Here is a 23,207-nt window from a genome sequence, read left to right on the forward strand (position 1 = left end):
GTTTCCCGTCCACGACTCTTCGGCCGTACGGAAGCGCTCCCACCCGGAAGGGCACACGCCGGCGACCCCTGCCCCGCCCCGGCCGGCGGTGGGGACCCGCCGGCCCGGACCGATGGCCCACAGCCGGACTCGGTCCCGGCCTCGCCGCTCCGGGCCGGTCGACAAGCAGCGGACAGTGACCCGTCGGCGCACGAGCCGACGACCGACCGTACCGCTCAGACCGCTCGCAGGGCGCCGGGGCGGCGGCCGGTGAGGCGGTCGAGTGCGGCGGCGCTCGCGTCGTCGGCCGGCAGGTGGACGACGAGTTGCTGGTCGTCGTCGGCGGGCAGCCCGAGCGTTTCGTAGGCCAGCCGCACCTCCCCCACCTGCGGGCGGACCAGGCGCACCACCCCGTTCGCCCGCGGCAGCCCCGGCAGCGTCCGCAGCCGGCCGGCGAAGGGTTCGCCGGAGGACACCGTCAACTCGTCCATCAGCGCGCCGACATGGACGTCGGTCTGTCCCGGCCCCTGTTTCAAGGGCCGCGACCTGCTGGTCGGCGACCGTGCCCCAGTCCGGGTAGACCGAGCGCGCCCGCGGGTCGGTGAAGACGAAGCGGGCGAGGCTGGGCCGGGCACCGTCCAGCAGACCGAGCGGTTCGGCCAGCCGCCGGTACCCCTGCGTGCAGGCCAGGATCTCGCTCAGCCGGTTCACCAGCACGGCGGGCGCCGGTTCCAGCCGTTCCAGCAGCGCCCGCACCGTGGGCCTGACCGCCCTGTTCGGTCCCGCCCCGCCCCGGCAGCTGAAGCCGGGGTCGGCGCCCTTGGCGATCCGGTGCAGATGGACCCGTTCACCCGGGGTGAGCAGCAGCGCGTCGGCCAGGGCCGCCAGCACCTGCACCGAGGGCCTGCGGTCGCGCCCCTGCTCCAGCCTGGTGACGTACTCGACGCTCACCCCGGCGAGCGTCGCCAGTTCCGCGCGGCGCAGTCCCGGCGTGCGGCGGCGCGGTCCGGCGGGCAGTCCCACCTCGGCCGGTGTGACGGCTTCCCGGCGCAGCCGCAGGAAGAGGCCGAGCTCGTTGTCGCTCATCCCGGGAACGTAGCACCGGCCGCACCGGCGGATCGTGGCCCTGGCACTACCACCCTCCGCCCGGCCTCCCTCGTCCGCGGCCCGTCCGACAGCGTGGAGCGAGCGCCCGACCCGGGGCGGCGCCGGCCCCCGTAGGAGGAGCACAGCCATGTCCAGCGCACGACTGAATCTCGTAGTGATCGTCGGCAGTGTCCGGGAGGGCCGCTTCGGCCCGGTGGTGGCCGACTGGTTCGTCGAACAGGCCAAGCGCCACGGCGAGTTCACGATCGACCTGATCGATCTGGCGGAGGTCGACCTCCCGCTCGCACTGCCGTCCACCCCGCCGGCCCTCCAGCCCGACCTACCGCGCCCCGAGGGCATGGCCGGACTGACCCGGAGGCTCGACGCCGCCGACGCGGTCGTCATCGTGACGCCCGACTACAACCGCAGTTTCCCGGCGTCCCTCAAGGCCGCCATCGACTGGCACTACACCCAGTGGAAGGCCAAGCCGATCGGCTTCGTCGGCTACAGCGGCCTCAGCGGCGGTCTGCTGGCGATCGAGCAACTCCGGCAGGTGTTCAACGAGTTGCACGCCCACACCGTGCGCGACTACATCGCCTTCCCCAGCTACTACCTCCTCTTCTCCCCCGACGGCACGCTCCGTGACCCGCAGGGCCCCGAGGACGCCGCCACAGCCATGCTCGACCAGCTCCTCTGGTGGGGCTCGGCCCTCCACGACGCCCGCCGCGACCGCCCGCTGATCGTCAACCGGTAACCCTCCCGGGCCTCGGCCGAGGGCCTTGTCCCCGGCCCGGGCCGACCGGTTCCGGGTGTGCTGCCAGGGTGGGCGTGATCAGGGCGCGGGCTTCCGCCATGCCCTTGCGGACCGGACACGTCAGGTCTTGCGGGTGAGGTGATTCCTCGCGGATTCGCGGAAGTGGGTGACCAGGGGATTGGGGTCGGTGAGGCGCGTGGCGACCACGACCTGGCAGGGTTCGACCCCCTCGACGGGGATGGCGGCGAGGTCGGTACGGAGTGCCCAGCGCCGGTCGTCGGCCGGGACGAGGGCGATGGCCCGGCCGTCGGCGATGGCTTCGAGCTTGTCCTCGAAGGTGTCGGCCGACAGCGGACCGAGGGGGGCCGGGCTGCCGTCCGGGCGGGGGTCGAGCCGCCAGAAGCCCGTCCACGCGGCGGCCATTCCGGCGCAGGCCACCAGGGGTTCGTCGGTGAAGTCGCCGGGAGCGACCGACTCCTTCCCCGACAGGCGGTGGGAGGCGGGTACGAGGAGGACCCACGGTTCGTCGTACAGGACGGTCACGTCCAGGCCGTCGTCCGGGACGGGGAGCGGGGTGCGGATGACGAGCGCGTCGACCCGGCCCTCGGGCAGGGCGCGTGCCTCGTCCCAGTCCAGGTGACGGGTGCGGACGTGGGCGTCGGGGTGACGGCGGCGCAGGTCGCGTACCGCGGGGGTGACGACGAGGTCCTCGACGTATCCGATGGTGACCGTGCGCGGCGGAGCGGCGGCGCGTGCGGTGAGCACCGCCTGGTGAGCCGTGTGCAGCAGCGCCTGTGCCTGCGGGAGGAAGGCCGCGCCGGCCGCGGTGAGACGGCTGCCCTGCGGGGTGCGCTCCAGCAGCCGTACGCCGAGGGCGTCCTCCAGCCGTTGGATCTGGCGGCTCAGGGAGGGCTGGGCGACGTGCAGCTCCGCGGCGGCCCGGGCGAAGTTCAGGTGCCCGGCGACGACCGTGAAGTACCGCACCAGCCTCAGGTCCAGGTCGGGGCCGGGACGGGGCGTCGCGGGGGGCGGGGCTTCCTCGGGCACAACGGCAGCCTACCGTCATGCGGTTCGCGCATGACGGGTTGCGGGACGGGTCTTGGACGCGCGGTTCGCACCGGTTGTTGACTCGACGGTGTCCGGCCGGGACCGACCCGCCGGACGGAATCCCGTGGGTGTTTGAGGAAGTGAGTGTGTCCGGCATGGGCAAGTACGAGGGCAGGCACGTGGTGATCACCGGTGGCAGCAGCGGTTTGGGCCTGGCCACCGCGCAGTTGTTCGTGGACGAAGGGGCGCGGGTGCTGATCACCGGGCGCGACCGGGACGCCCTGGACGCCGCCCGCGACCAGCTCGGCGGCAACGCGATCGCGGTCCGCAGCGACGCCGCCTCGCTGCCCGACATCGAGGCGCTGGCCGACCGGGTGAAGACCGGGTTCGGCACGGTCGACGCGCTGTTCGCCAACGCGGGCGTCAGCGGTTTCGCGCCGTTCGAGGCGACCGGCGAGGAGCTCTTCGACCACCTGCTGGCCATCAACGCCAAGGGACCCTACTTCACGGTGCAGAAGCTCGCTCCGCTGCTGGCGGAGGGCAGCGGTGTCGTGTTCACCACGTCCGTGGCCAACGTGCTGGGGCTTCCGCTGCTCAGCGCCTACGCGGCCGGCAAAGCGGCTGTGCGCTCGATGACGCGCAGCCTGGCCCGCGAGCTGCTCCCGCGCAAGATCCGCGTCAACGCGGTCAGCCCCGGCCCGATCGACACCGGGATCCTGGAGAAGTCCATGCCCAAGGAGGCGGCAGAAGCGACCAAGGCGCAGACGGCCGCCGACATCCCCATGCTGCGCCTCGGCAACCCCGCCGAAGTCGCCAGGGCCGTGGCGTTCCTCGCCTTCGACGCCACCTACACCACCGGCGCCGAACTCGCCGTGGACGGCGGCGGCTCCCAACTCTGACTCCACGTCGGGTCCGGGGGCAAGCGGCGCTTGTGCCCGGACCCGACGGCTACCGGGGGTCTGGCCGATACGGCGCTGCTGAGCGGGACGTCGCGCAACAGGACCGGCGGCGGACGTCGGCCTGTCCGCTCAGTGGACGTCGAGGACGGCGTTGCCCGGCACGCGGCGGCCCGCGAGTTCGGCCGCCGCCCAGGCCGCCTGCGTCCAGTCGGTGCGGAGGGCGACTTGCGGGTCCAGTTCGCCGCGGGCGGTGAGCGCGGCGAGCCAGGTGAGGTCGGCGCCCAGTCCTACGGCGTCGTCCAGCAGGTAGTAGGTGACGATCTGGCGGTCGTGGCGACGACCGTTGCCGAAGAGGGCTCCGTAGGGGAACTGCTCGCCGTCGCCGGATATGTGGCCTGCGGCCACCAGCACGCCGTGGTCGGCCAGGACGCCGTGTGCGGCGACCATGTGGGCGCCGCCGACCAGTTCGACCACGCCGTGCACCGGTGCGAGGTGCCGGAGCGCGGCCAGGTCGGTGACGATCTCCTGAGCGCCGAGTGCGCGTAGTGCGTCCGCCTTCACCGGATCGCTGGTCAGCGCGGTGACATGGGCGCCGCCTCGGGCCGCGAGCTGGAGGGTGAAGCGGCCCACGCCCCCGCCCGCGCCGGTCACGAGGACGCGCCGTCCCAGGATCGGGCCGATGCGGTGCAGGGCGCGCAGGGCCGTGCCGGCGGCGACCGGCAGGGTGCTGATCGGGCCGAGGTCGGTTCCCTCGGGCACGGTGCCGATCAGATCGGTGTCCACGGCGCGCAGTTCGGCCCAGGCGCCGTCCGCCCCCACGGTGACGTCGGGGGTACCGGCCGTGGGACCGGAGCCGTCGGCGGCTGCGCGGAGCACGACGCCCGCGGCGTCCCAGCCGGGCACCGTGCCGGCTTCGCCCTCGGGGACCACGTGGTGGACCTCACCGGCGTTGAGGGAGAAGGGGTTTCACCTCGAAGGAGGACGTGGCCCTGGCTTCGGAGAAGGAACTGTGGGCCGCCTACCTCACGGATATCGAGAGTCGGCCCCTGACCGGCGGGCACCTGCTCGGCGCCTACGAAGACGCGCTGTTCGCGGCACTGGAGCGGATGGCGGACGGATGGGAACGGCGCTTCCTGGCCAGCCGCAGCCTGACCGACCGCACCCCCGCGCTGACCGCACACAGCCTGCGCCACTGCTCAGAGGTCTCCGCGAGCGTCGTCCGGATCGTGGCGGACCGGTTGCCCGGGCAGTCCCCCGGCCACACCGAGCTGCGCCTTCTGCTCGGCCTCATGCTGGCCGCCTGGCACCGCGCACTGGAGACATGGACCTCGTCGGACGCCGTACGGCAGGACCGTGCGGCGCTCATCCGGCACACGCGCGAAGCCTTCGCGGTGATCCCCTCGGTCGCGGCACTGGCGGCACAGGAGAGCTGAGCGGACAGAACGCCGGCGCGTCCATTGTCAGTGCGGTGCGTTTCACTGTCCGCCATGGAACTCACGCAAGCGACCGTCAACGACCTGCTGGCCCAGCTCGGCGCGGGGGACGCCTACATGTACCTGCCCGGCGACCTGGAGCCGCAGGCCCTGACCGACCTGCTCGCCGGCAGGTACGGCGCCCCGCGCACCCTCGTCCTCGACGGTTTCACCGATCCGACGGTCGACGATGCCAAGGGCGCGGCTCTCCTCGTGCCCTTCGAGGACCGGGCCGTCAAGATGCGGGCGTGGGCGTACGGGGACCAGTGGGTCGGCACGGGTACGGCGCGGGACGCCGAAGGGGTGGAGCGGCCGGTCCTCGTGGTCGCGCACAGGGAGGTGCCAGAGCCCGCGACGGTCGCTCCCGACGTGGACGAGGACGTCGACTGGATGGAACGGCTCCTACGGATCACCGGCTGGACGCAGCCCGCCCAGCGGCCGGACGTGGACTGGACGGAGGTGGAGTCGCGTCTGGGCACCGCGCTGCCGAGCGACTACAAGCGCATGGTCGAGACGTTCGGCGTAGGCGCCTTCGACGGCTACCTGGACCTGAACCAGGAGCCGTGGACGAATCTCAGGGAGGACGGGCTGCTCGTCTGGGCGGGCACGGAGCACGAGGACCTGTACTGCTGGAGGGCCGACGGCGACGACCCCGACCGTTGGCCCGTCGTGGTCCGGTCCTTCGACAACAAGGACGTCCCCTTCGACTGTCAGACCGCGGAGTTCGTCTGCCGCATCCTCGTCGACCCGGACCACCCCTTCACGATGGCCCGCTACTTCGACACTCACTGGTTCATGAACTACCAGCAGAGGGACTGACCGAACCCGCGGCGCCGGAGGGCACCTCCCGGTCCTTCTTCCCGTGGCCCTTCTCAGCGTTCCGGGGCTTGTCGGATCGCTCGCCGGAGGGGTCCGCTCCGCTCTTGCCGTGCGATGCCGTACCGGACGGTGACGCGGCCCCACTGCCTGGCGTGCCCTGTGCGGTGGTGTGTGAAGGTGGGGCCGTGGTGCCATGGGCGCCCGTGCCGGTGGCCGGCTCCCGGCTCGGGACAGCCGGGGCGGAGCCGGAAGCCTGGCCGGGGGTGGGGTCATGAAGCCGCGCTGCGGGGACCTCCCGGGCAGAGGACCTGGCAGGGACGGATCCCGCCTCTTGACCGGGGGCCGCCTCTTGACCGGGGGCCGCCTCATGGCTGGAGGCCGCCTCGTGGCTGGAGCCGGACGCGCCTGGTGCGTCGGCTTTCGCGGAGGGGCTGCTCACCGCCCGGGGCACTTCGTGGTGCGCGGACCCGTCGGACACGCCGACAGTGGCGGCCACGGCAGCCGCCAGCGCCGCGGCCGTACCGACGACCAGATGGCGTCCGCGCGTGGGCGCGGCCTTCGGTACGGCCGTCCCGGCGGCGTGCGACGCATGCGGGTGCGTGAGGTCGGCCCACACCGGCACCTGCTCGGGGACCAGGCTCGTGACGTCAGCCGGGGGCGGGACGGCCCTGGGACCGTTCGACTCGGCCAGGGCGGCCAGCGTCCGGACGCAGTCGTCGGCCGATGGGCGGGCCTGTGCTTCCAGGGCGGTCATGTCCCCCAGCAGGGCCGCGAACTCCTCCGGGAGGGAGTCGGGCAGTTCGGGACGCCGGTGGAGCCGCGCGATCGCGGCTTCCAAGGGGGCACCGTCGTATTCGAGTCGGCTCGTGACGCATTCGAGGAGCACCAGCCCGAGGGCGTAGACATCGGCGGGCGGGCCGACGGACTGGCCGAGCACCTGCTCGGGAGACAGGTAGGCGGCCGTGCCGACGAGTGTGCCGGTGCTGGTGCGGGTGGTGGCGTCGAGCAGCCGGGAGATCCCGAAGTCGGTCAGGTGGGGGCGGCCGGACGCGTCCAGGATGATGTTCGACGGTTTCACGTCACGGTGGACGATCCCCGCGTCGTGCGCGTGAGCCAAGGCCCGCGCGAGGTCGGCTCCGAGAGCGGCGGTCTCCCCGGGCGTCAGGCGGCCCGCGGTGATGCGCGCCTTCAGCGTCGGGCCTTCGATGAGTTCCATCACCAGGTAGGCACGTCCGTCATGCCGGCCGGCGTCGTAGACGGTGACCAGGCCGGGGTGCCGCAGCCGGGCAAGGATCACCGCCTCGTTGTGGAAGCCGTCCTCCCTGTCGCCACCGTTGCCGTCGCGGAAGACCTTGACGGCCACCGGTCGTTTCAGACGCAGGTCGAAGCCACGGTGGACGTCGCCGGCGCCGCCCGAGCCGATGGCGCCGTCCAGGCGGTAGCGCCCGCCCAGCACTGGTGCGGAACACTGGAACGGCGTCAATGCCGACTGGCGGAGCCTCATGCCATCTCCCACTGCTTCTCCAGGTGCTGCCCACAGGTGCGCCTGCGAGGGGGCGCCGCACACGCGTACCCATGAGAGGCCGGAATACCCCTGCTCACGTACGGCAGGGCCTCGCGAGCACCCGCCCTTCGGCTCCGGCACAGACGCTCCGGGCGCGGCCCCTACTGGTAACAGGGAGGCGCGCACCGCACGGTGACCGTGGCACTCTCGCGGGCCGGGGAGACGCCGTGGTGGACGGCCGTGGGGGTCTTGCCGGTCTCCCAGGGCATGGGTGCGGCCATGGCCTGCGGGCCGAGGGCAGAGAAGGCCACGGTGGCCACGAAGGTGAAGGCCGGTGCGCGCTTGCACGGACGCATGTGAACTCCCTTATGGCTGGGTGAGATTCGGCTGTCGGCGCCCCTACAGGAGGCGCTGTCCGGGCTGGCTGCCAGTCTCGCCATGCGCGTCACTCCGTGCCAAGGAGTCCCGCGCGGGCTTCGGTGGATCTCCCTACGATCACCGCGACCGGCGGGCCGTGTTCCGCGCGGGCGACGCCGGCGGCGAGCAGACCGGGATGGAAGATGTCGGCGCCGTTGACGGCCCGTCAATCGCCGCACTATGGTCTCGACGATCCAGCGAACAACGTTCGAAATCACGAACATATGCAGTCGCTCACCGAACCCGTGGCCCTTCGCAGCAGGCCCCCGACGTGAACCTCGGCCCGGCGGCGTCAGCCACGGCCCCATGCGCTCGACTCCCCCACGCAAGGAGACGTTCGAGAATGCCCGAGTTCAGCAGAAGGCGGCTCATCCAGCTCGCCGGCACCGCGCTCGCCGGCACCACCGCCGGCCCCCTGCTCGGCAGCACCACGTCGAGGGCGGCGACGCTCCCGCCGGTCCGCACCGATATCGGGATCCAGGCGCTGCCCTTCGACTTCGGCCAGGTCAGGCTGACCGCGAGCCGGTGGCTGGACAACCAGGACCGCGCCGCCGCCTACCTCCGGTTCGTCGACGTCGACCGGCTGCTGTACAACTTCCGCGCCAACCACCGCCTGTCCACGGGCGGCGCGAGCGCGACGGGCGGCTGGGACGCCCCCACCTTCCCGTTCCGCACCCACGTCCAGGGCCACTTCCTCACCGCCTGGGCGCAGTTGTACGCGGTGACGGGTGACACGGTGGCCCGGGACAAGGCCCTGTACATGGTGGCGGAACTGGCCAAGTGCCAGGCCAACAACAGGGCCGCGGGCTTCGGTGCGGGCTACCTCTCCGGCTACCCCGAGTCCGACTTCACGGCGCTGGAGGCCGGCACCCTGCGCAACGGCAACGTACCGTACTACACCGTCCACAAGACCATGTCCGGCCTGCTGGACGTGTGGCGGCACCTCGGCAGCACCCAGGCCCGCGATGTGCTGCTGGCCCTCGCGGGCTGGGTCGACGCGCGCACCGGCCGGCTGACCACCGCGCAGATGCAGGCCGTGCTGGGCACCGAGTTCGGCGGCATGAACGCGGTCCTGGCCGACCTCTACCTGCAGACCGGCGACGCCCGGTGGCTCACCGTGGCCCAGCGTTTCGACCACGCCGCGGTGTTCGACCCGCTGGCGGCGAACCAGGACGCGCTGGCCGGGCTGCACGCCAACACCCAGGTGCCGAAGTGGATCGGAGCGGTCCGCGCGTACAAGGCGACCGGCGTCACCCGGTACCGCGACATCGCCACCAACGCCTGGAACCACTGCGTCGGCTCGCACACCTACGCCATCGGCGGCAACAGCCAGGCCGAGCACTTCCGCGCCCCGAACGCCATCGCCGCCTACCTGGCCGACGACACCTGCGAGAGCTGCAACACGGTCAACATGCTCACCCTCACCAGGGAGCTGTTCACGCTGACGCCGGACCGGGTCGCGCTGTTCGACTACTACGAGCAGGCCTGGCTCAACCACATCATCGGCAACCAGAACCCGGCCGACCCCCACGGGCACATCACCTACTTCACCCCGCTCAGGCCCGGAGGCCGGCGCGGTGTCGGCCCGGCGTGGGGCGGTGGCACCTGGAGCACCGACTACACCACCTTCTGGTGCTGCCAGGGCACGGGCGTGGAGATCCACACCCGGCTCATGGACTCCGTCTACTTCCACTCCGGCACCACGCTCACCGTCAACATGTTCGTGCCGTCGGTGCTCACGTGGACCCAGCGCGGCATCACCGTCACCCAGACCACCTCGTACCCGGCGAGCGACACCACGACGCTGCGCGTCACCGGTGACGTGGGGGGCACCTGGGCGATGCGCGTCCGCATCCCCGGCTGGACGACCGGGGCGAGCGTCAGCGTCAACGGCGTCGTGCAGAACATCACCGCGGCCACCGGGAGTTACGCGACCCTGGACCGGTCCTGGGCCGCCGGCGACACCGTCACCGTACGCCTGCCCATGCGCACCGCGCTGCGGCCGGCCAACGACAACCCGAACGTCTCCGCGGTCACCTACGGCCCGGTCGTCCTGGCCGGCGACTACGGCGACACCGCCCTCGGTTCCCTGCCCGCCCTCGACACCTCCTCGATCAGACGGACCAGCTCCACCGCGCTCGCCTTCACCGCCACGGCCAACGGCAGCACCGTCGGCCTCGGCCCCTTCCACGACGCGCAGGGCCACAACTACACCGTCTACTGGAACACCGGCGGCCCGCGCTCCGTCCGCCTCGCCAACGCGGCCAGTGGTCTGGTACTGGGCATCCAGGACATGTCCACCGCCGACGGTGGCCGCGCCCTGCTCTGGAGCGACAGCGGAACGGCCGACCACGACTGGGAGATGGTCCCCGACGGCGACGCCTTCCGCTTCCGCAACGTCCACAGCGGCAAGGTGCTCGGCGTGCTGAACATGTCCACGGCCGACGGTGCCACCGTCCTGCAATGGTCGGACAACGGCACCGCCGACCACCGGTGGACCCTGCTCGACCAGGGCGACGGCACCTTCGTGATCCGCAATGTGCACAGCGGGAAACTGCTCGCCGTCGAGAACGGGTCCGGCGCCGTCGGCGCCTTCGCGGTCCAGGCACCCGACGACGGCACGGCCGACAACCGGTGGCGCGTCGTGCGGTGACCGCCAGGCGTCCGGGGTGACCCACGTGTGGATCTCTCCCCGTACAATTTGGTACCGAACGATCGCCGGCCCGTGGGGCACGCGATCCAGGGACGACGTGAGGGAGCCACGGTGCCCAGCCAGCGGTCCATCAGCGAGGCGGAGAAGCTCGCCGCGGAGAAGCTCGGCGACATTCCCCTGCGCCGCGAGCAGATGGCCGCGGTGGCCAACATCCACCGGGCCGCGTCCGCCGTGCGCCAGCACCTGGAGAACTCCGTGCTGCGCGGCTCGGACCTGACCTGGACCGCCTTCGTGGTGCTGTGGGTGGTGTGGGTGTGGGGCGAGTCCGAGACCCGGCACGTGGCCGAGGAGGCGGGGATCTCCAAGGGCACGCTGACCGGTGTCTCCCGCACGCTGGAGTCGCGTGGGCTGCTGCGGCGCGCCGGTCACCCCACCGACGGGCGGCTCGTCCTGCTGGCCCTCACGGAGGAGGGCGAGGACTTCATGCGCCGGGTGTTCCCGGCGTTCAACGAGGAGGAGGCCTTCGTCACCGCCCGGCTGAGCGACGCGGAGTGCCGCGGTCTCGCCGACGGGCTGCGGCGTGTCGTCCTCCAGATCGAGGAGGAGGGCGAGGACCGCCGCAGGTCGCTCCTGAACGGTGAGTGCCCGTCGCCGCGCCGCAGCGGACGGCGCCCCAAGGGCTGATCCGGGGCCGGCGGGGTGCCGGCCCGGCACCGCGTCCGGGCACGCGGCCCCTCGCCCCCTCCCGCCCGTCGTCAGACCGGCGCGCGTGCGGCGCGCACCAGCGCTTCGAAGAGACGCTGCTGCACCGGGTCCTCGTGCGCGGTGTCCTCGGGATGCCACTGCACGGCCAACAGCGGGCCTCCGCCTGCGAGTTCGACGGCCTCGACGGTCCCGTCGGCGGCACGGGCGGTGACCGTCAGCCCCTCCCCCAGCCGGTCCACGTGCTGGTGGTGGTAGCAGGACGCCTCCGCCTTGTCGACGCCGGTGGCCTGGGCCAGGGCCGAGCCGGGGGCGACGGAGACGGGGTGGCGCACGTGCCGGTGTTCTCGCCCGGGGCCGCCCATGTCCTGGTGGAGTGTTCCGCCCAGGGCCGTGTTGACCACTTGCAGGCCGCGGCAGACGGCCAGGAGCGGCGTGCCGTGCGCGAGCGCCTGGCGGGCGAGTTCCAGGTCGAAGGCGTCCTGCTCGTCGTCGACGTCGTAGACGGCCTCGTGCGCGTCGGCCGCTCCGTAGCGGTGGGGGGCGATGTCACCCCCGCCCGGGAGCAGCAGGCCGTCGAAGCGGGCGAGGCGGGCGGCGACCTCGGCGGGGTCGGCCGTGCCGCCGGGGGCGTGCGGGTGCAGGGTGACGGGCTCGCCGCCGGCCCGCCACACGGCCTCGATCAGGGCGCGCGCGTTGACCTCGGCGGCGTAGCGCAGTGCCGAGGTGGTGGCGGAGAAGCGGGCGGGTACGGCGATCAGCGGGCGGTGGGTCACAGCTGGATCCAGGTGGTCTTCAGTTCGGTGTACTTCTCCAGGGCGTGGGCGGACTTGTCCCGTCCGTTGCCGGACTGCTTCATGCCGCCGAAGGGCACGGTGAGGTCGCCCTCCTCGTAGCAGTTGACCCAGACGGTGCCGGCCTTGAGGGCGCGGGAGACCCGGTGGGCGGTGGACAGGTCGGAGGTCCACAGGCCGGCGGCGAGGCCGTACTCGGTGGCGTTGGCCAGGCTGACGGCCTGGTCGATGTCGTCGAAGGCGAGGACGGAGAGCACGGGCCCGAAGACCTCCTCGCGCGCCAGCCGGCTGCCCGGTGCGACCTGGTCGAAGACGGTCGGTTCGAGGTGGACACCGCCGGTCTCGGTGCGGATCCGGGTGCCGCCGGTGCGCAGGCGGGCGCCGTCACGCCGCGCGGCGTCGATGTGGTCGAGCACGCGGGCGAGGTGCCGCTCGCCGACCAGGGCACCCATCTCGGTGTCCGGGTCGAGGGGGTCGCCGACACGCAGCTCACGGGCGCGTCGTACGACGGCTTCGGTGACGTCCTCGGCGATGGAGGAGTGGACCAGCAGCCGGGAGGGCGCGGTGCACATCTCTCCCTGGTTGAAGAAGATGCCCCAGGCGGCGGTGGCCGCGGCCTTGTCGAGGTCGGGGGCGTCGGGCAGGACGATGTTGGGGGACTTGCCACCCAGCTCCAGCCAGACGCGCTTGAGGTTGGAGTCGGCGGAGTAGCGCAGGAAGTGGCGGCCGACGGCGGTGGAACCGGTGAAGGCCAGGACGTCGACGTCGGGGTGGAGGCCGAGGGCGCGGCCGGCGACCGGGCCGTCGCCGGCCACGACGTTGAGCACGCCGGGGGGCAGACCGGCCTCCAGGGCGAGCCGGCCGAGCAGCAGCGCCGACAGGGGCGAGTTCTCCGAGGGCTTGAGGACGACCGTGCAGCCGGCGGCCAGGGCGGGGGCGATCTTCCAGCCCGCGAGCGTGAGGGGGAAGTTCCAGGGCACGACCGCGCCGACGACACCGGCCGGCTCCCGGGTGACCAGGGCGAGGGCGTCGGGAGCGGTGTGCGGTGACTCGTCGGCGAGCTTGTCGGCGAGCTGGCCGTACCAGCGGAAGGTGTTGATCACGGCCCGCAGTTCGATGTCGTGGGCGTCGGTGATGGGCTTGCCCATCTCCAGGCTGACGGTGAGCGCCAGCTCGGACCGGTGTGCTTCGAGGAGATCGGCGACGCGCAGCAGGATCCGGCCGCGGTCGGCGGGGGCGAGCCGCGGCCAGGGGCCGTGGTCGAAGGCGCGGCGGGCGGCGGCCACGGCGGCGTCGACCTCGGCGGCGCCGCCGTCGGCGACTTCCGCCAGCGGCTGTCCGTCACGCGGCGAGATCACGGTGAACGTGCTGCCGCCCCCGGCTTCCTCGGTGCCGTCGATGAGATGGGTGCGGGGCAGGTCGAGCGTCTTCGCCCGGCGGAGCCACTCGTCGTGGGTGGCAACGGTCATGCGGTCCTCCAGACCGGGTGGTCAGCGGTGGGAAGGGCGGATGGCCGCCCGCCGCGGGCGCGTGCCGGACGGGCGGCCACACGGTGTCAGCGGGCGTCGGGGGTGGTGCGCCGGCGCCTGAGGCGTTCGTTGGCCACTCCGAGCGCCAGCACGACGGGCACGGACAGCACGAGCCAGAACGCCGTGCTCGCCTCGCCGCCGATGAGGGTGGTGAAGTTGGCCAGGATGAGCCAGATCGCGCCCGCGAGGCCGAGCGCGCCGAGGACGGGCGCGATCAGTGTGTTCCACATCCGGCCGTCGACCCGTCGGCGGCGGAAGAACACCACCACGGACACCGAGGTCAGCAGGTAGAGCAGCATCATGGCGAGGACGGCGAGTCCGCTGAACCAGGAGAACAGGGTGAGCACCGGATCCTTGCCGGCCAGCGCGAACGGCAGGACGAGGAGGACGGCGATCACGGTCTGCACACAGCCCGCGGTCCACGGGGCGAGGCGGCTGTTGAGCCGGCAGAGGGAGACGGGCAGCTGGCGGTCGCGGCCGAGGGAGAACAGGTAGCGGTTGGCGGAGTTGTGGAAGGTCAGGATGCCGGCGAACAGGGAGGTGGCCAGGAGGACCGGCAGGACGTCGTTGATCCAGCCGCCGAACTGTCCCGCTATGGGCGCGAAGACGAACCCCGCGGAGTCGCCGCTCGCCAGTGCCGTGCCCGCGGCAGCCGGCGCCTTGGACGCGCCGTAGGCGGAGATCAGCATCCAGGAGGTGAGGGCGAAGAACACGGTCACCACGATCACCGACAGATAGGTGGCCCGCGGCACCGTCTTCTTCGGCTCCTTGGCCTCCTCGCCGTAGATCGCGGTGGCCTCGAAGCCGAACATCGACGCCACGGCGAACATCACGGCGACGCCGGGGGCGCCCTGGAGGGCCGCCGCCGGGGAGAAGCTGTCGGCCACGCCCAGTCCCTCGGGGCCGCCCCCCTTGAACAGGGTGACCAGGCCGAAGACCAGCAGGATGCTGAACTCGGCGAGCACGAAGACGGCCAGGACCCGGGCCCCCATCTCGATCCCCGCGGAGCCCAGGGCCTGGACCACGGCCATGGTGACCAGCGTGCACACCCACCAGGGCACGTGGAGTGGGGTGTGGTCGGCCACGAGCCCGCTGACGATCGAGCCGTACAGGCCGTACATCGCCGCCTGGATGACGCAGTACGCGAAGAGGGCGACGCTCGCGCTGCCCGCCCCGGCGGTCCGGCCCAGGCCGGTGCCGATGTACGTGTAGAAGGCGCCGGCGTCCACGACGTGCCGGCCCATGGCGACGAAGCCGACGGAGAAGAGCAGGATGACGGCTCCGGCCAGCAGGTAGGCCGCCGGGGTCCCCGATCCGTTGCCGAGGGCGACGGAGATCGGGGCCGCGCCGGCGATTCCGGTGAGCGGGGCCTGACCGGACAGGACGAAGAAGAGGATGCCCAGGACACCCAGGGCGTTGGGTTTGAGCGTGGCTTTAGTGGGGGCGTCCCGTACGGTCCGCTCGGCGGAGGCCGTCTGACTGTCCACTCGGATCACCTGCCAGAGAAGGGAAGGATCGTTTCAGGCCAAACGAGTTGCCTCATCGTGGGGCGGAACTATCCGTTTGACAAGGGGTTGGGCGCAGGGAATCCCCGGGAGAGCGCATTCTCACCTCGGCGTGACACGGGGCGGCCCCACCGCCCTCCGGCTGCGCGAACGATCCGACGAGAAGCCGGTCAGCTCCCGGCCGGCCCCTCGGCCAGTCCGCGCAGCAGGGTCCTGAGCTCGTCGAGCGCCTCTTCGGTGACCTCGCGCTCGCCGAAGACGAGCTGGTGCAGGACCAGGCCCTCCAGGGCCGCGAAGACGAGCCGGGACGTGCCGCGGCTCACCGGGGAGGGGAGCATGCGGGACAGCTCTCGCCGGGTGGCCTCGAAGTACTCCTCGTACAGGCTGCGCAGGTGCGGCAGCAGCTCCGGCCTGCGCCGGGCTTCGAGGAGCAGCTCGTACTGGAACGCCTGGAGCTCCGGACCGCTGTCCACCATGCCCGTGAGCCCGCCGGCGAAGTCGTCCGGGTCACCGGTGCCGATGTCGAGCGTGCTGCTGGCCAGCGAGGTACGCACGGCGTGGGTGACGGCCTCCTCGATGAGCGCGTCTCGCGAGCCGAAGTGGTGCACGACCAGGCCGTGGGTGACCCCGGCCTCCTCCGCGACCGCCCGGTAGGTGAGCTTGCGCAGCCCGCCGCGGGCCACCACGCGGACGGCGGCGTCCAGCAGGGCGGCCCGGCCCGTCCCGTAGTGGTTGACGCGCTTGCGGGGACGGCGCTCGCCGGCGGGCTCGACGGAGTCGGTCATGACGCCGACCCTACCGGCGGCGGTCCGGTCAACGCCTGGGCGGCCTGATGCCACGGAACTCCCAGTCGCCGCCGAGCGCGGTGGACAGCACCTCCTCGGATTCGGTGGGCTGGGCCCCCACGTCGGTGCGGATCGCGGTGGGGCCGGTGACGATGTGGTTGGTGAGCCGGCCGAGGCCCTCGACCTCCACCTCCACGACGTCGCCGGGCTCCACCGGCCGGGAGTTGGCGGGGGTGCCGGACAGCAGGACGTCGCCGGGGTACAGGGTGATGGTGCGGGCGATGTCGGCGACGAGGTAGTGCATGTCCCAGGTCATCTCGTCGGTGGAGCCGTCCTGGACGACCTCGCCGTTGACGTAGGTGCGCAGCCGCTTGCCGCGGAAGTCCCAGTCGGTGACCAGGCCGGGGCCGAGCGGGCAGAGGGTGTCGGAGCCCTTGACCCGGAGCATGGAGCCGGCGTCGGTGTCACGGAAGTCGTGCAGGCCGTAGTCGTTGGCGACGGTGTATCCGGCGATGTACCGCCCCGCCTCGGCCGGGGCGATGTTGCGCGCCGTCCTGCCGATGACGATGGCGACCTCGCCCTCGTAGTTGAGCCACTTGCAGCCCTCGGGCCGGACGATGGCGCCCTGGTGGGAGTTGAGGGCCGAGGTCGGCTTGTGGAAGTAGGTCGGGGTGCCGGGCAGGCCGATCCGGAACTCCTCCACGCGGCTGCGGTGGTTGAGGTGGACGGCGATCACCTTGGAGGGGACGACCGGGGGGAGGTGCCGCGCCTCGTCGGCCTTGACGCGGCGGCCGTCCCCGGCGACCAGTTCGTCACCGTCCCGGACGGTTTCCACGGCGGCGCCGTCGAGGAGGATGCGGCGGTATTCGGGCATGTCGGTGCTCCTGGATGACGTGCGTCGGCTAGATGCGGCTGTGCGGGGTGCGCGGGGCGGGCAGGCCGGTGCCGGTCCAGCCGTCGGCCGGGCGGTCGAACCAGAGGTGGACCTGGCCGGTGCCGATCGAGTTCTCGTACTCGCCGTACTGGCGGGCCCGGGCGGTGCACCCCTGCTCGCCGAGGGCGCCGGCCATCATCAGGTAGTGGAAGAACCTGGCCTCGGGCCGGTACTTCCAGAACTCGTCCATGGTGTCGAGGACCTTGTCGTGGCGGCCCTCCTTGAACCAGGCGATGCGCTCGGAGTCGGCCTCGCGTGCCTCGGGTGTGAAGATGTGCGCCGGGTCGCTGGACTCGTGGTCGCGCAGCTCGCGCAGTGGCCAGAAGGTGTGGGAGAGCGCGCCGGAGGCGATCAGCAGCACCCGGCGGCCCGGCGTCGCGGCGATGCCGTCGGCCAGGGCGCGGCCCAGGCGCAGGTGGTCCTCCATGTCGCCGGTCTGGCAGACGCCGATGGTCACCCACCGCTTGTCCGGCAGGCCCTCGCCGAGGAACTTCCACAGGTTGATCGTGGCGTAGTAGACCGGCAGGTACTCGTCGTCGATCGCGGTGATCCACGTGCCGTGCCTGTCGGCGAACGAGGCGATGTTGCGGGCCAGTTCGGGATCGCCGGGGAAGTCGTACGGCATCCGGCACATGCCCCGCGGCAGTTCCTCGGAGGTGAACAGCCCGGCGCGGCGGCCCTGCGCGGTGACGACGAACTCGACGGTGGTGGCCCAGTGCGAGTCGAGGACGACGACGGTGTCGTAGTCGTCGCGCTCGAAGACGTCCTCGCGGAGCTGCTCCAGGCCGGTGACGAGGGTGATCTCCTTGCCCTCGTTCAGCTCCAGCCGGGTCTCCCTCGGGAGCACGATGGTGGGGACGTGGGCGAGCAGTCCCGCCCCGACGATCTCACCCATGGTCCTTGAATCCCTTCGGCGCGGTGACGGTGTTCTTCACGTCGCAGTAGAAGTCGAAGCTCCAGGTGCCGCCCTCACGGCCGACGCCGGACTGGCGGGAGCCGCCGAAGGGGGCCTGGAGGTCGCGGACGAAGAAGCAGTTGACCCAGACGGTGCCCGCGACCAGGTGCGCGGTGACGCGCTCGGCGCGCTCGCGGTCGCCGGTGGCCACGGTGGCGGCGAGGCCGAACCGGGTGTCGTTGGCGAGCCGGACCGCCTCCTCCTCGGTGGTGAACGTCTGCAACGTCAGGACGGGGCCGAAGACCTCCTCCTGGACGATCTCCGCGTCCTGCGCCACGTCCGTGAGCAGGGTCGGCGCGTAGTACAGCCCGTCCCCGCGGTGGCCGCCGACGACCGCGCGGGCGCCCGCCGCGAGGGCGCGCCGCACGAAGCCGTCGATCTTCTCGACCTGGCGGGGGTGGATGTTGGGGCCGATGTCGGTGGCCTCGTCGCGCGGGTCGCCCTGCTTGAGCCGGGCCGCCTTCTCGGCGAAGCGGGCGGTGAACTCCTCGGCGACGGCGTCCTCGACCAGGATGCGGGTGGCGGCGAGGCAGACCTGGCCGGCGTTGTCGTACTGCTCCACCGCGAGGTCGACGGCGAGGTCGAGATCGGCGTCGGCGAAGACCAGCAGCGGGGACTTGCCGCCGAGTTCGAGGCTGAGGGGCGTCAGGTTGGCGGCGGCCGAGGCGGCGATGCGCTGGGCGGTCGGGACCGAGCCGGTGAAGCTGATGCGCCGTACGTCCGGGTGCGAGGTGAGCGCGTCACCGATCTCGGAGCCGTAGCCCTGGACGACGTTGAGGACGCCGGCCGGGAGTCCGGCCTCGGCCGCGATGTCCGCGAGGAGGGAGGCCGTCAGGGGGGACCACTCGGCGGGCTTGAGGACGACGGTGTCGCCGGCCGCGAGCGCCGGGGCGACCTTCCATGTCGCCAGCATCAGCGGGGCGTTCCACGGGGTGATCAGGACGCACGGGCCGGCGGGGTCCCAGCTGACGTGGTTGGTGTGCCCGCGCGTCTGGAAGTCCTCGTGGTCCAGTCGCAGCAGCCAGTCGGCGAAGAAGCGGAAATTGTGGGCGACCCGGGGCATCACCCCGCGCCGGTGGGAGCGCAGGAGGGCGCCGTTGTCGCACGTCTCGACGATGGCCAGGTCTTCGAGGCGCTTCTCGACCCCGTCGGCGATGGCGTGCAGGATGCGGGCGCGCTCGGCGCGCGGGGTGGCGGCCCAGCCGGGGAAGGCCGCCTTGGCGGCGGAGACGGCCGCCGCGGCCTCAGTCGCGGTGCCGCGGGCGATCTCGCCCAGGGTGCTGCCGTCGATGGGCGAGACATCGGTGAACGTGCCGGTGGAGGCGACGCGTTCACCGCCGATCCAGTGCCGGGTGTCGACGGCGACCCCGGCGACGGTGGTGAGGTGTGCGCTCATGGTGCTGGGCTCCTGGGGGTGGGTGCGGTGCGGGATCACTCGGCGCCGGAGGTGTTCGACTCCAGCAGTAGGCCGCCGTCCCAGACCACGCCCACCTGCCGGTAGTACGCGGCGATCGGCTCGCGGACCTCCAGCCGTGCCAGTTCCTCGGTGGGCGAGTCGAACAGGTCCAGGTCGGCGTCGCCGATCCAGGGCTGCCCGCCCTCGAAGGAAGCGGCGCCGGACGCGACCAGCTCGTCCAGGGCGAGGCCCTTGCCCTTCTCGATGGAGGGCAGCCAGCGGTGGTGGGCCATCGGGTGGCCGTTGACGAAGCCGTTGGTCTCCGACGGTTCGCGCAGCGTGACGACGGCCTGGGCGAGGCGCCGGTCGGCGGCGGCCAGGGTGGCGCCGAAGCGGGCCCCGGCCTCGATGCGGGGGGCCGGCCCGTAGGGATGCGGGCGGGTCTGGTGGATGGAGCCGAGCTTCTTCGGGTACCCCTGGTGCAGTCCGCGGGCGATGGCGAAGTCCTTGTCCACCCAGATGTAGACGCAGCGGCTGTAGGTCTGCCCCCGGTACATGCACCGGACGACCGCGAAGGCCTCCTTGTACTGGGAGCGCACCGGGTCCAGCAGTTCCTCTCCGGAGGCGGCGCAGGACTGCCAGTCGGCCCAGACCAGCGCGACCGCGCCCGGGTCGTCGTCGGCGAGTTCGAGCGGCTCGGGGAGCAGTTCACGCACCCGGGCGGGATCCGTGCGGTACTCGACGGTGAGCAGGTCGCCGGAGTAGCGCCAGGGCGGGGAGGGGATCAGCGACGAGGCACCCGTCGCCGTCTTGGGGAAGAAGTATCCACGAACGCTGGTCACTTGGGGTTCCTTACGCGGTGAGGGCGGGCTGCGCGAGCAGTTCGGCGCGGTAGCGGGCGGCGGCTGCGGCGGCGGCCGGACCGCCGAGGGCGACGACACCGACCAGGCGGCCCGCGGTGTGGTAGCCGGCCACGACGTCCCCGTCCGGGTCGCCGTCGAGGACGCGTACGTCCTCCTTGCCGAGGGCGGGGGCGCCGAAGGACTGGAGGCGGAAGTCGTGCTGGTCGCTCCAGAAGGTCGGCAGCGGCGCGAACCGCGCGAGTCCGGCGTCGCCGCCGCCGAGGTGGGCGGCGAGGACACGGGCGGCGTGCTTGGCGGTGTCCGTGGGGATCGACCAGTGCTCGACGCGGCGCGGTACGCCGTCGTAGCGGGCGTTGGGGAAGCGGGCGACGTCGCCGACGGCGACCACGTCGGGGCGTCCGCCGGCCCGCAGGTGCCCGTCGGTGAGCACGCCGTCCGTCAGGTCGAGGCCGTTGCCGTCGAGCCACTCGGTGTTGGCGAGGGAGCCGACGCACTCGACCACGACGTCCGCGGCGAGGACCGTGCCGTCGGCCAGGACGACTCCGGTGACCCGGTCGTCGCCCTCGAACCCGGTGACCCCGGTGCCGAGGGCGAAGCGGACGCCCCGCTGTTCGTGCCGACCGAGCAGCGCCTTGGCGAGCTGGTCGCCCAGGGGGCCGACCATGGGCAGCGGCAGCGGGTCCACCACGGTGACCTCGGCGGCACCCAGGGCCACGGCGGTCGCGGCGACCTCGCAGCCGATGAATCCCGCGCCGACGATCACCACGCGCGCTCCCGGCCGGGTCAGCGCCTCGCGCAGTCCCTGGGCGTCGGCCAGCGTGCGGACCGTGTGCCGTCCGGTGACGGGGCCGGGGCAGCGCAGCCGCCTCGGGCGCATGCCCGTGGCCACGACGAGTCCCCGGTAGGCGAGGGCCTCGCCGTCGTCGAGTGTGACGACACGTCGGTCCAGGTCGGCCGCGACGACCTTGGTGCCCAGCCGCCAGCGCACGTCCGCGACGCTGGCCCGGGGCCGGAAGGCGAGCGACTCGAACGGGGCCTTGCCGGCCAGGACCTCCTTGGACAGCGGCGGCCGGTTGTAGGGCATGTGGGGTTCGTCCCCGATGAGGGTGATCGGCCCGTCCCAGCCGGCGGCGCGCAGCTGCTCGGCCGCGCGCAGGCCGGCCATGGACGCGCCGGCCACGACGACGGTCGCGCTCATGGCTCAGTCCTCGATCCGGATGGCCTGGAGCGGGCAGACGTCGGCGGCCTCCTCGACCTCGTCCCGGAGCGCGTCGTCGGGGTCGGGGACGTAGGCCAGATGTCCGGCGTCGTCGAAGCGGAAGACGTCGGGTGCCGCGAAGACGCACTGGCCGTGGTCCTGGCACTTGTTCATGTCGACGACGACCTTCATGGCCGGTCCTCCTGGTGCTGAGGGGGCGTCGGGGAGAGGGAAGAGGGGCCCGGACCGTGCGGGCCGGGCCCCGGCCACAGGGGTGCGGATCGCCCGCACCCCCAACTCGTTTGGCTTCAAACAACATAGGAACGGGCCGGGGCCCTGGTCAATAGCTATCCGCATGGATAAATTTCTGCGACAGGACCCTTGCGGGAAGGTGACACCCCTCCCTACCGTTTGGCCTCAAACAAAGTGGCGGCCACTGCCCCTCTCCGCAGTCCGGGGCCGCCGCCCCCTCCCCTCCCCCAGCGCTCCGAGCTCTGGGAGGCGCCCCCTTCCCCTTGAGGAGACACCGGTGAGCGCATCCGACACCTCACCCGTCCGCCACCACATGGAGCGGCTGGCCGCCGAGGGCATCGACGTGGTCCGGGTGACCTATCCCGACCTCATCGGCACCGAACGCGCCCGGGACGTCCTGCTCGACCATCTGCCCGCGGCCTGCGACCACGGGCTCGCCTTCTGCCGCGCCGTCTACCACACCAGCCCGCAGGGTGACGTGGTCCCGGTCTCGGGGGGCCTGGACGCCGGTCTGCCCGACATCTGCGTGCGCCCCGACCTCGGCACCCTCACCGCCCTGCCGTGGGAGCCCGGAGTGGCCACCTGCCTGGGCGACGTCACCGACCCGGCCACCGGGGTGGCCGCCCCGGAGTCCCCCCGCGACCTGCTGCGCGCCGTCGTCGACCGCTGTCACGAGCACGGGCTGCACCCGGTGATCGGCCCGGAACTGGAGTACTTCCTCTGCGACGCCGCCCCCGGCACCCCCGCCGGCTGGCACCGCTACGACCAGGCGGCGGGCGTCGTCTACACGGCGGGCCTGCGCGCCGACGGGGACAACCACCTGCTGCGCACCCTGCGCCTGCTGCGCGCCATGGACCTCGGCGTCACCAGTGGCAACCACGAGTTCGACGGCTCGCAGTTCGAGATCAACCTGACCCACTGCGACGCCATGGCCGCCGCCGACCGCGCCTTCCGCTTCAAGGCGGCGATCAAGGAACTGGCCCGCAGGGAGGGCCGCCTCGCCACCTTCATGGCCAAGCCCTTCAACGGCGTCGGCGGATCAGGCTTCCACCTCCACCTGTCCTGCGTGGACGACCGGGACGACAACGTCTTCGACGACCCCTCCGCCCCCTACGGCCTCTCCGCAACCGCCCGTCACGCCGTGGCCGGCATCCTCGGCCACGCCCCCGCTCTGGCCGCGCTGGCCAACCCGACGATCAACTCCTACAAGCGCTTCGGCCCCGACACCCTCGCGCCCTGGCTGATCGACTGGGGCCTGGACAACCGCAGCGCCATGATCCGCATCCCGCCGGAGCGCGGCTCGGGCTCCCGTCTCGAACTGCGCCTCGGCGACGCCAGCGCCAACCCCTACCTGCTGATCGCGGGAACCCTCGCGGCGGCGCTGCTCGGTGTGCTGGCCGGCGAGGAGCCCCCCGCACCGCTGGAGGGCTACGGCTACGACACCGCGAAGTCCGCCGTGCTGCCCATGGGCCTGCCCGCGGCCCTCGACGCCCTGGAGGCGGACACGGCGCTGGCCGAGGTGCTCGGCAAGGACTTCACCACTTCCTACCTCGCGTACAAGCGCGACGAGGTCGCGCGCTTCCAACGGCACGTCACCGACTGGGAGTTCACCGAGTACGCCTACCACCTGTGACGCCGGCCCGCCCAGGACACCGAGGAGCACA

General features: G+C 72.4%; 21 protein-coding genes and 1 pseudogene. 7 read left to right on the top strand and 15 right to left on the bottom strand.

What is annotated here, in order from left to right; genetic code table 11:
* Positions 1–215: 215 nt before the first annotated feature.
* Positions 216–1,215, bottom strand: a pseudogene (locus IE273_RS11790) (helix-turn-helix domain-containing protein).
* Between IE273_RS11790 and IE273_RS11795 the strand changes: the two are divergent.
* On the top strand, positions 1,214–1,819 hold the full coding sequence (locus IE273_RS11795; protein ID WP_189815089.1) for an NADPH-dependent FMN reductase: 606 nt from the start codon (positions 1,214–1,216) through the stop codon (positions 1,817–1,819). The pseudogene IE273_RS11790 and the gene IE273_RS11795 sit on opposite strands and share 2 nt — an antisense overlap.
* Before the next feature lie 120 nt (positions 1,820–1,939).
* Here the strand turns inward: IE273_RS11795 and IE273_RS11800 are convergent, their stop codons facing one another.
* Entirely contained in the window at positions 1,940–2,866 is a 927-nt protein-coding gene (locus tag IE273_RS11800) for a LysR family transcriptional regulator (protein WP_189815090.1), read from the bottom strand.
* A 155-nt stretch (positions 2,867–3,021) separates the two neighbouring features.
* Between IE273_RS11800 and IE273_RS11805 the strand changes: the two genes are divergently transcribed.
* A complete protein-coding gene (locus IE273_RS11805) occupies positions 3,022–3,765 on the top strand; it encodes an SDR family oxidoreductase (protein WP_189815091.1) in 744 nt (247 codons plus the stop codon).
* A gap of 129 nt (positions 3,766–3,894) precedes the next feature.
* Here IE273_RS11805 and IE273_RS11810 read toward each other — a convergent pair whose 3' ends face one another.
* Positions 3,895–4,695: a zinc-binding dehydrogenase gene (locus tag IE273_RS11810; protein ID WP_229887173.1), complete on the bottom strand. Its 801-nt coding sequence runs from the start codon at positions 4,693–4,695 to the stop codon at positions 3,895–3,897.
* Positions 4,696–4,748: 53 nt separating this feature from the next.
* Here IE273_RS11810 and IE273_RS11815 point away from each other — a divergent pair, with 53 nt between their 5' ends.
* On the top strand, positions 4,749–5,198 hold the full coding sequence (locus IE273_RS11815; RefSeq protein WP_229887174.1) for an acyl-CoA-like ligand-binding transcription factor: 450 nt from the start codon (positions 4,749–4,751) through the stop codon (positions 5,196–5,198).
* Positions 5,199–5,252: 54 nt separating this feature from the next.
* A complete protein-coding gene (locus IE273_RS11820; RefSeq protein WP_189815092.1) occupies positions 5,253–6,056 on the top strand; it encodes an SMI1/KNR4 family protein in 804 nt (267 codons plus the stop codon).
* On the opposite strand, the gene IE273_RS11825 is transcribed toward IE273_RS11820, so the two are convergent.
* Together IE273_RS11825 and IE273_RS11830 are read right to left on the bottom strand one after the other, a co-directional pair.
* Complete coding sequence (locus IE273_RS11825; RefSeq protein WP_229887175.1) at positions 6,031–7,560, bottom strand: serine/threonine-protein kinase; 1,530 nt, start codon at positions 7,558–7,560, stop codon at positions 6,031–6,033. The genes IE273_RS11820 and IE273_RS11825 overlap by 26 nt on opposite strands.
* 161 nt (positions 7,561–7,721) lie before the next feature.
* Complete coding sequence (locus IE273_RS11830) at positions 7,722–7,916, bottom strand: hypothetical protein (RefSeq protein WP_189815093.1); 195 nt, start codon at positions 7,914–7,916, stop codon at positions 7,722–7,724.
* 404 nt (positions 7,917–8,320) lie between these two features.
* On the opposite strand from IE273_RS11830, the gene IE273_RS11835 reads away from it, so the two are divergent.
* Together IE273_RS11835 and IE273_RS11840 are read left to right on the top strand one after the other, a co-directional pair.
* Positions 8,321–10,630 (top strand): beta-L-arabinofuranosidase domain-containing protein, encoded by a 2,310-nt coding sequence (locus IE273_RS11835; protein ID WP_189815094.1) that lies wholly within the window; start codon positions 8,321–8,323, stop codon positions 10,628–10,630.
* Between the two features lie 111 nt (positions 10,631–10,741).
* Positions 10,742–11,314 (top strand): MarR family winged helix-turn-helix transcriptional regulator, encoded by a 573-nt coding sequence (locus IE273_RS11840; RefSeq protein WP_189815095.1) that lies wholly within the window; start codon positions 10,742–10,744, stop codon positions 11,312–11,314.
* A 71-nt stretch (positions 11,315–11,385) separates the two neighbouring features.
* Here the strand turns inward: IE273_RS11840 and IE273_RS11845 are convergent, their stop codons facing one another.
* The 10 genes from IE273_RS11845 to IE273_RS11890 form a co-directional block, all read right to left on the bottom strand.
* Positions 11,386–12,108 (bottom strand): gamma-glutamyl-gamma-aminobutyrate hydrolase family protein, encoded by a 723-nt coding sequence (locus IE273_RS11845; protein WP_189815096.1) that lies wholly within the window; start codon positions 12,106–12,108, stop codon positions 11,386–11,388.
* On the bottom strand, positions 12,105–13,595 hold the full coding sequence (locus tag IE273_RS11850) for an aldehyde dehydrogenase (protein WP_189815097.1): 1,491 nt from the start codon (positions 13,593–13,595) through the stop codon (positions 12,105–12,107). Before IE273_RS11850 ends, IE273_RS11845 begins: the two co-directional genes overlap by 4 nt.
* An 86-nt stretch (positions 13,596–13,681) precedes the next feature.
* A complete protein-coding gene (locus tag IE273_RS11855; RefSeq protein ID WP_189815098.1) occupies positions 13,682–15,142 on the bottom strand; it encodes an APC family permease in 1,461 nt (486 codons plus the stop codon).
* Between the two features lie 188 nt (positions 15,143–15,330).
* Positions 15,331–15,945 (bottom strand): TetR/AcrR family transcriptional regulator, encoded by a 615-nt coding sequence (locus IE273_RS11860; protein WP_189815099.1) that lies wholly within the window; start codon positions 15,943–15,945, stop codon positions 15,331–15,333.
* Positions 15,946–15,973: 28 nt separating this feature from the next.
* On the bottom strand, positions 15,974–16,819 hold the full coding sequence (locus tag IE273_RS11865; RefSeq protein ID WP_189815100.1) for a fumarylacetoacetate hydrolase family protein: 846 nt from the start codon (positions 16,817–16,819) through the stop codon (positions 15,974–15,976).
* A 28-nt stretch (positions 16,820–16,847) separates the two neighbouring features.
* Positions 16,848–17,774: a 3,4-dihydroxyphenylacetate 2,3-dioxygenase gene (locus tag IE273_RS11870; RefSeq protein WP_189815101.1), complete on the bottom strand. Its 927-nt coding sequence runs from the start codon at positions 17,772–17,774 to the stop codon at positions 16,848–16,850.
* A complete protein-coding gene (locus tag IE273_RS11875; RefSeq protein ID WP_189815102.1) occupies positions 17,767–19,230 on the bottom strand; it encodes an aldehyde dehydrogenase in 1,464 nt (487 codons plus the stop codon). The genes IE273_RS11870 and IE273_RS11875 overlap by 8 nt, the downstream gene beginning before the upstream one ends.
* 35 nt (positions 19,231–19,265) lie before the next feature.
* Positions 19,266–20,072: an acetoacetate decarboxylase family protein gene (locus tag IE273_RS11880; RefSeq protein WP_189815103.1), complete on the bottom strand. Its 807-nt coding sequence runs from the start codon at positions 20,070–20,072 to the stop codon at positions 19,266–19,268.
* Positions 20,073–20,082: 10 nt separating this feature from the next.
* Entirely contained in the window at positions 20,083–21,291 is a 1,209-nt protein-coding gene (locus IE273_RS11885) for an NAD(P)/FAD-dependent oxidoreductase (RefSeq protein WP_189815104.1), read from the bottom strand.
* 3 nt (positions 21,292–21,294) lie between these two features.
* On the bottom strand, positions 21,295–21,483 hold the full coding sequence (locus tag IE273_RS11890; protein ID WP_014670403.1) for a ferredoxin: 189 nt from the start codon (positions 21,481–21,483) through the stop codon (positions 21,295–21,297).
* A 337-nt stretch (positions 21,484–21,820) separates the two neighbouring features.
* Here IE273_RS11890 and IE273_RS11895 point away from each other — a divergent pair, with 337 nt between their 5' ends.
* The gene (locus IE273_RS11895) at positions 21,821–23,176 is read left to right on the top strand and encodes a glutamine synthetase family protein (protein ID WP_189815105.1); all 1,356 of its coding nucleotides are present in this window, start codon (positions 21,821–21,823) and stop codon (positions 23,174–23,176) included.
* Positions 23,177–23,207: the final 31 nt, after the last annotated feature.

The sequence above is a fragment of the Streptomyces olivaceoviridis genome, from assembly GCF_014650115.1.
Classification (GTDB): Bacteria; Actinomycetota; Actinomycetes; order Streptomycetales; family Streptomycetaceae; genus Streptomyces; species Streptomyces olivaceoviridis.

Coding starts and splice junctions, on each gene's coding strand:
- IE273_RS11795 (WP_189815089.1), top strand. CDS start 1,214: ATGTCCAGCGCACGACTGAATCTCGTAGTGATCGTCGGCAGTGTCCGG.
- IE273_RS11805 (WP_189815091.1), top strand. CDS start 3,022: ATGGGCAAGTACGAGGGCAGGCACGTGGTGATCACCGGTGGCAGCAGC.
- IE273_RS11820 (WP_189815092.1), top strand. CDS start 5,253: ATGGAACTCACGCAAGCGACCGTCAACGACCTGCTGGCCCAGCTCGGC.
- IE273_RS11825 (WP_229887175.1), bottom strand. CDS start 7,560: ATGAGGCTCCGCCAGTCGGCATTGACGCCGTTCCAGTGTTCCGCACCA.
- IE273_RS11830 (WP_189815093.1), bottom strand. CDS start 7,916: ATGCGTCCGTGCAAGCGCGCACCGGCCTTCACCTTCGTGGCCACCGTG.
- IE273_RS11835 (WP_189815094.1), top strand. CDS start 8,321: ATGCCCGAGTTCAGCAGAAGGCGGCTCATCCAGCTCGCCGGCACCGCG.
- IE273_RS11850 (WP_189815097.1), bottom strand. CDS start 13,595: ATGACCGTTGCCACCCACGACGAGTGGCTCCGCCGGGCGAAGACGCTC.
- IE273_RS11860 (WP_189815099.1), bottom strand. CDS start 15,945: ATGACCGACTCCGTCGAGCCCGCCGGCGAGCGCCGTCCCCGCAAGCGC.
- IE273_RS11865 (WP_189815100.1), bottom strand. CDS start 16,819: ATGCCCGAATACCGCCGCATCCTCCTCGACGGCGCCGCCGTGGAAACC.
- IE273_RS11870 (WP_189815101.1), bottom strand. CDS start 17,774: ATGGGTGAGATCGTCGGGGCGGGACTGCTCGCCCACGTCCCCACCATC.
- IE273_RS11875 (WP_189815102.1), bottom strand. CDS start 19,230: ATGAGCGCACACCTCACCACCGTCGCCGGGGTCGCCGTCGACACCCGG.
- IE273_RS11885 (WP_189815104.1), bottom strand. CDS start 21,291: ATGAGCGCGACCGTCGTCGTGGCCGGCGCGTCCATGGCCGGCCTGCGC.
- IE273_RS11890 (WP_014670403.1), bottom strand. CDS start 21,483: ATGAAGGTCGTCGTCGACATGAACAAGTGCCAGGACCACGGCCAGTGC.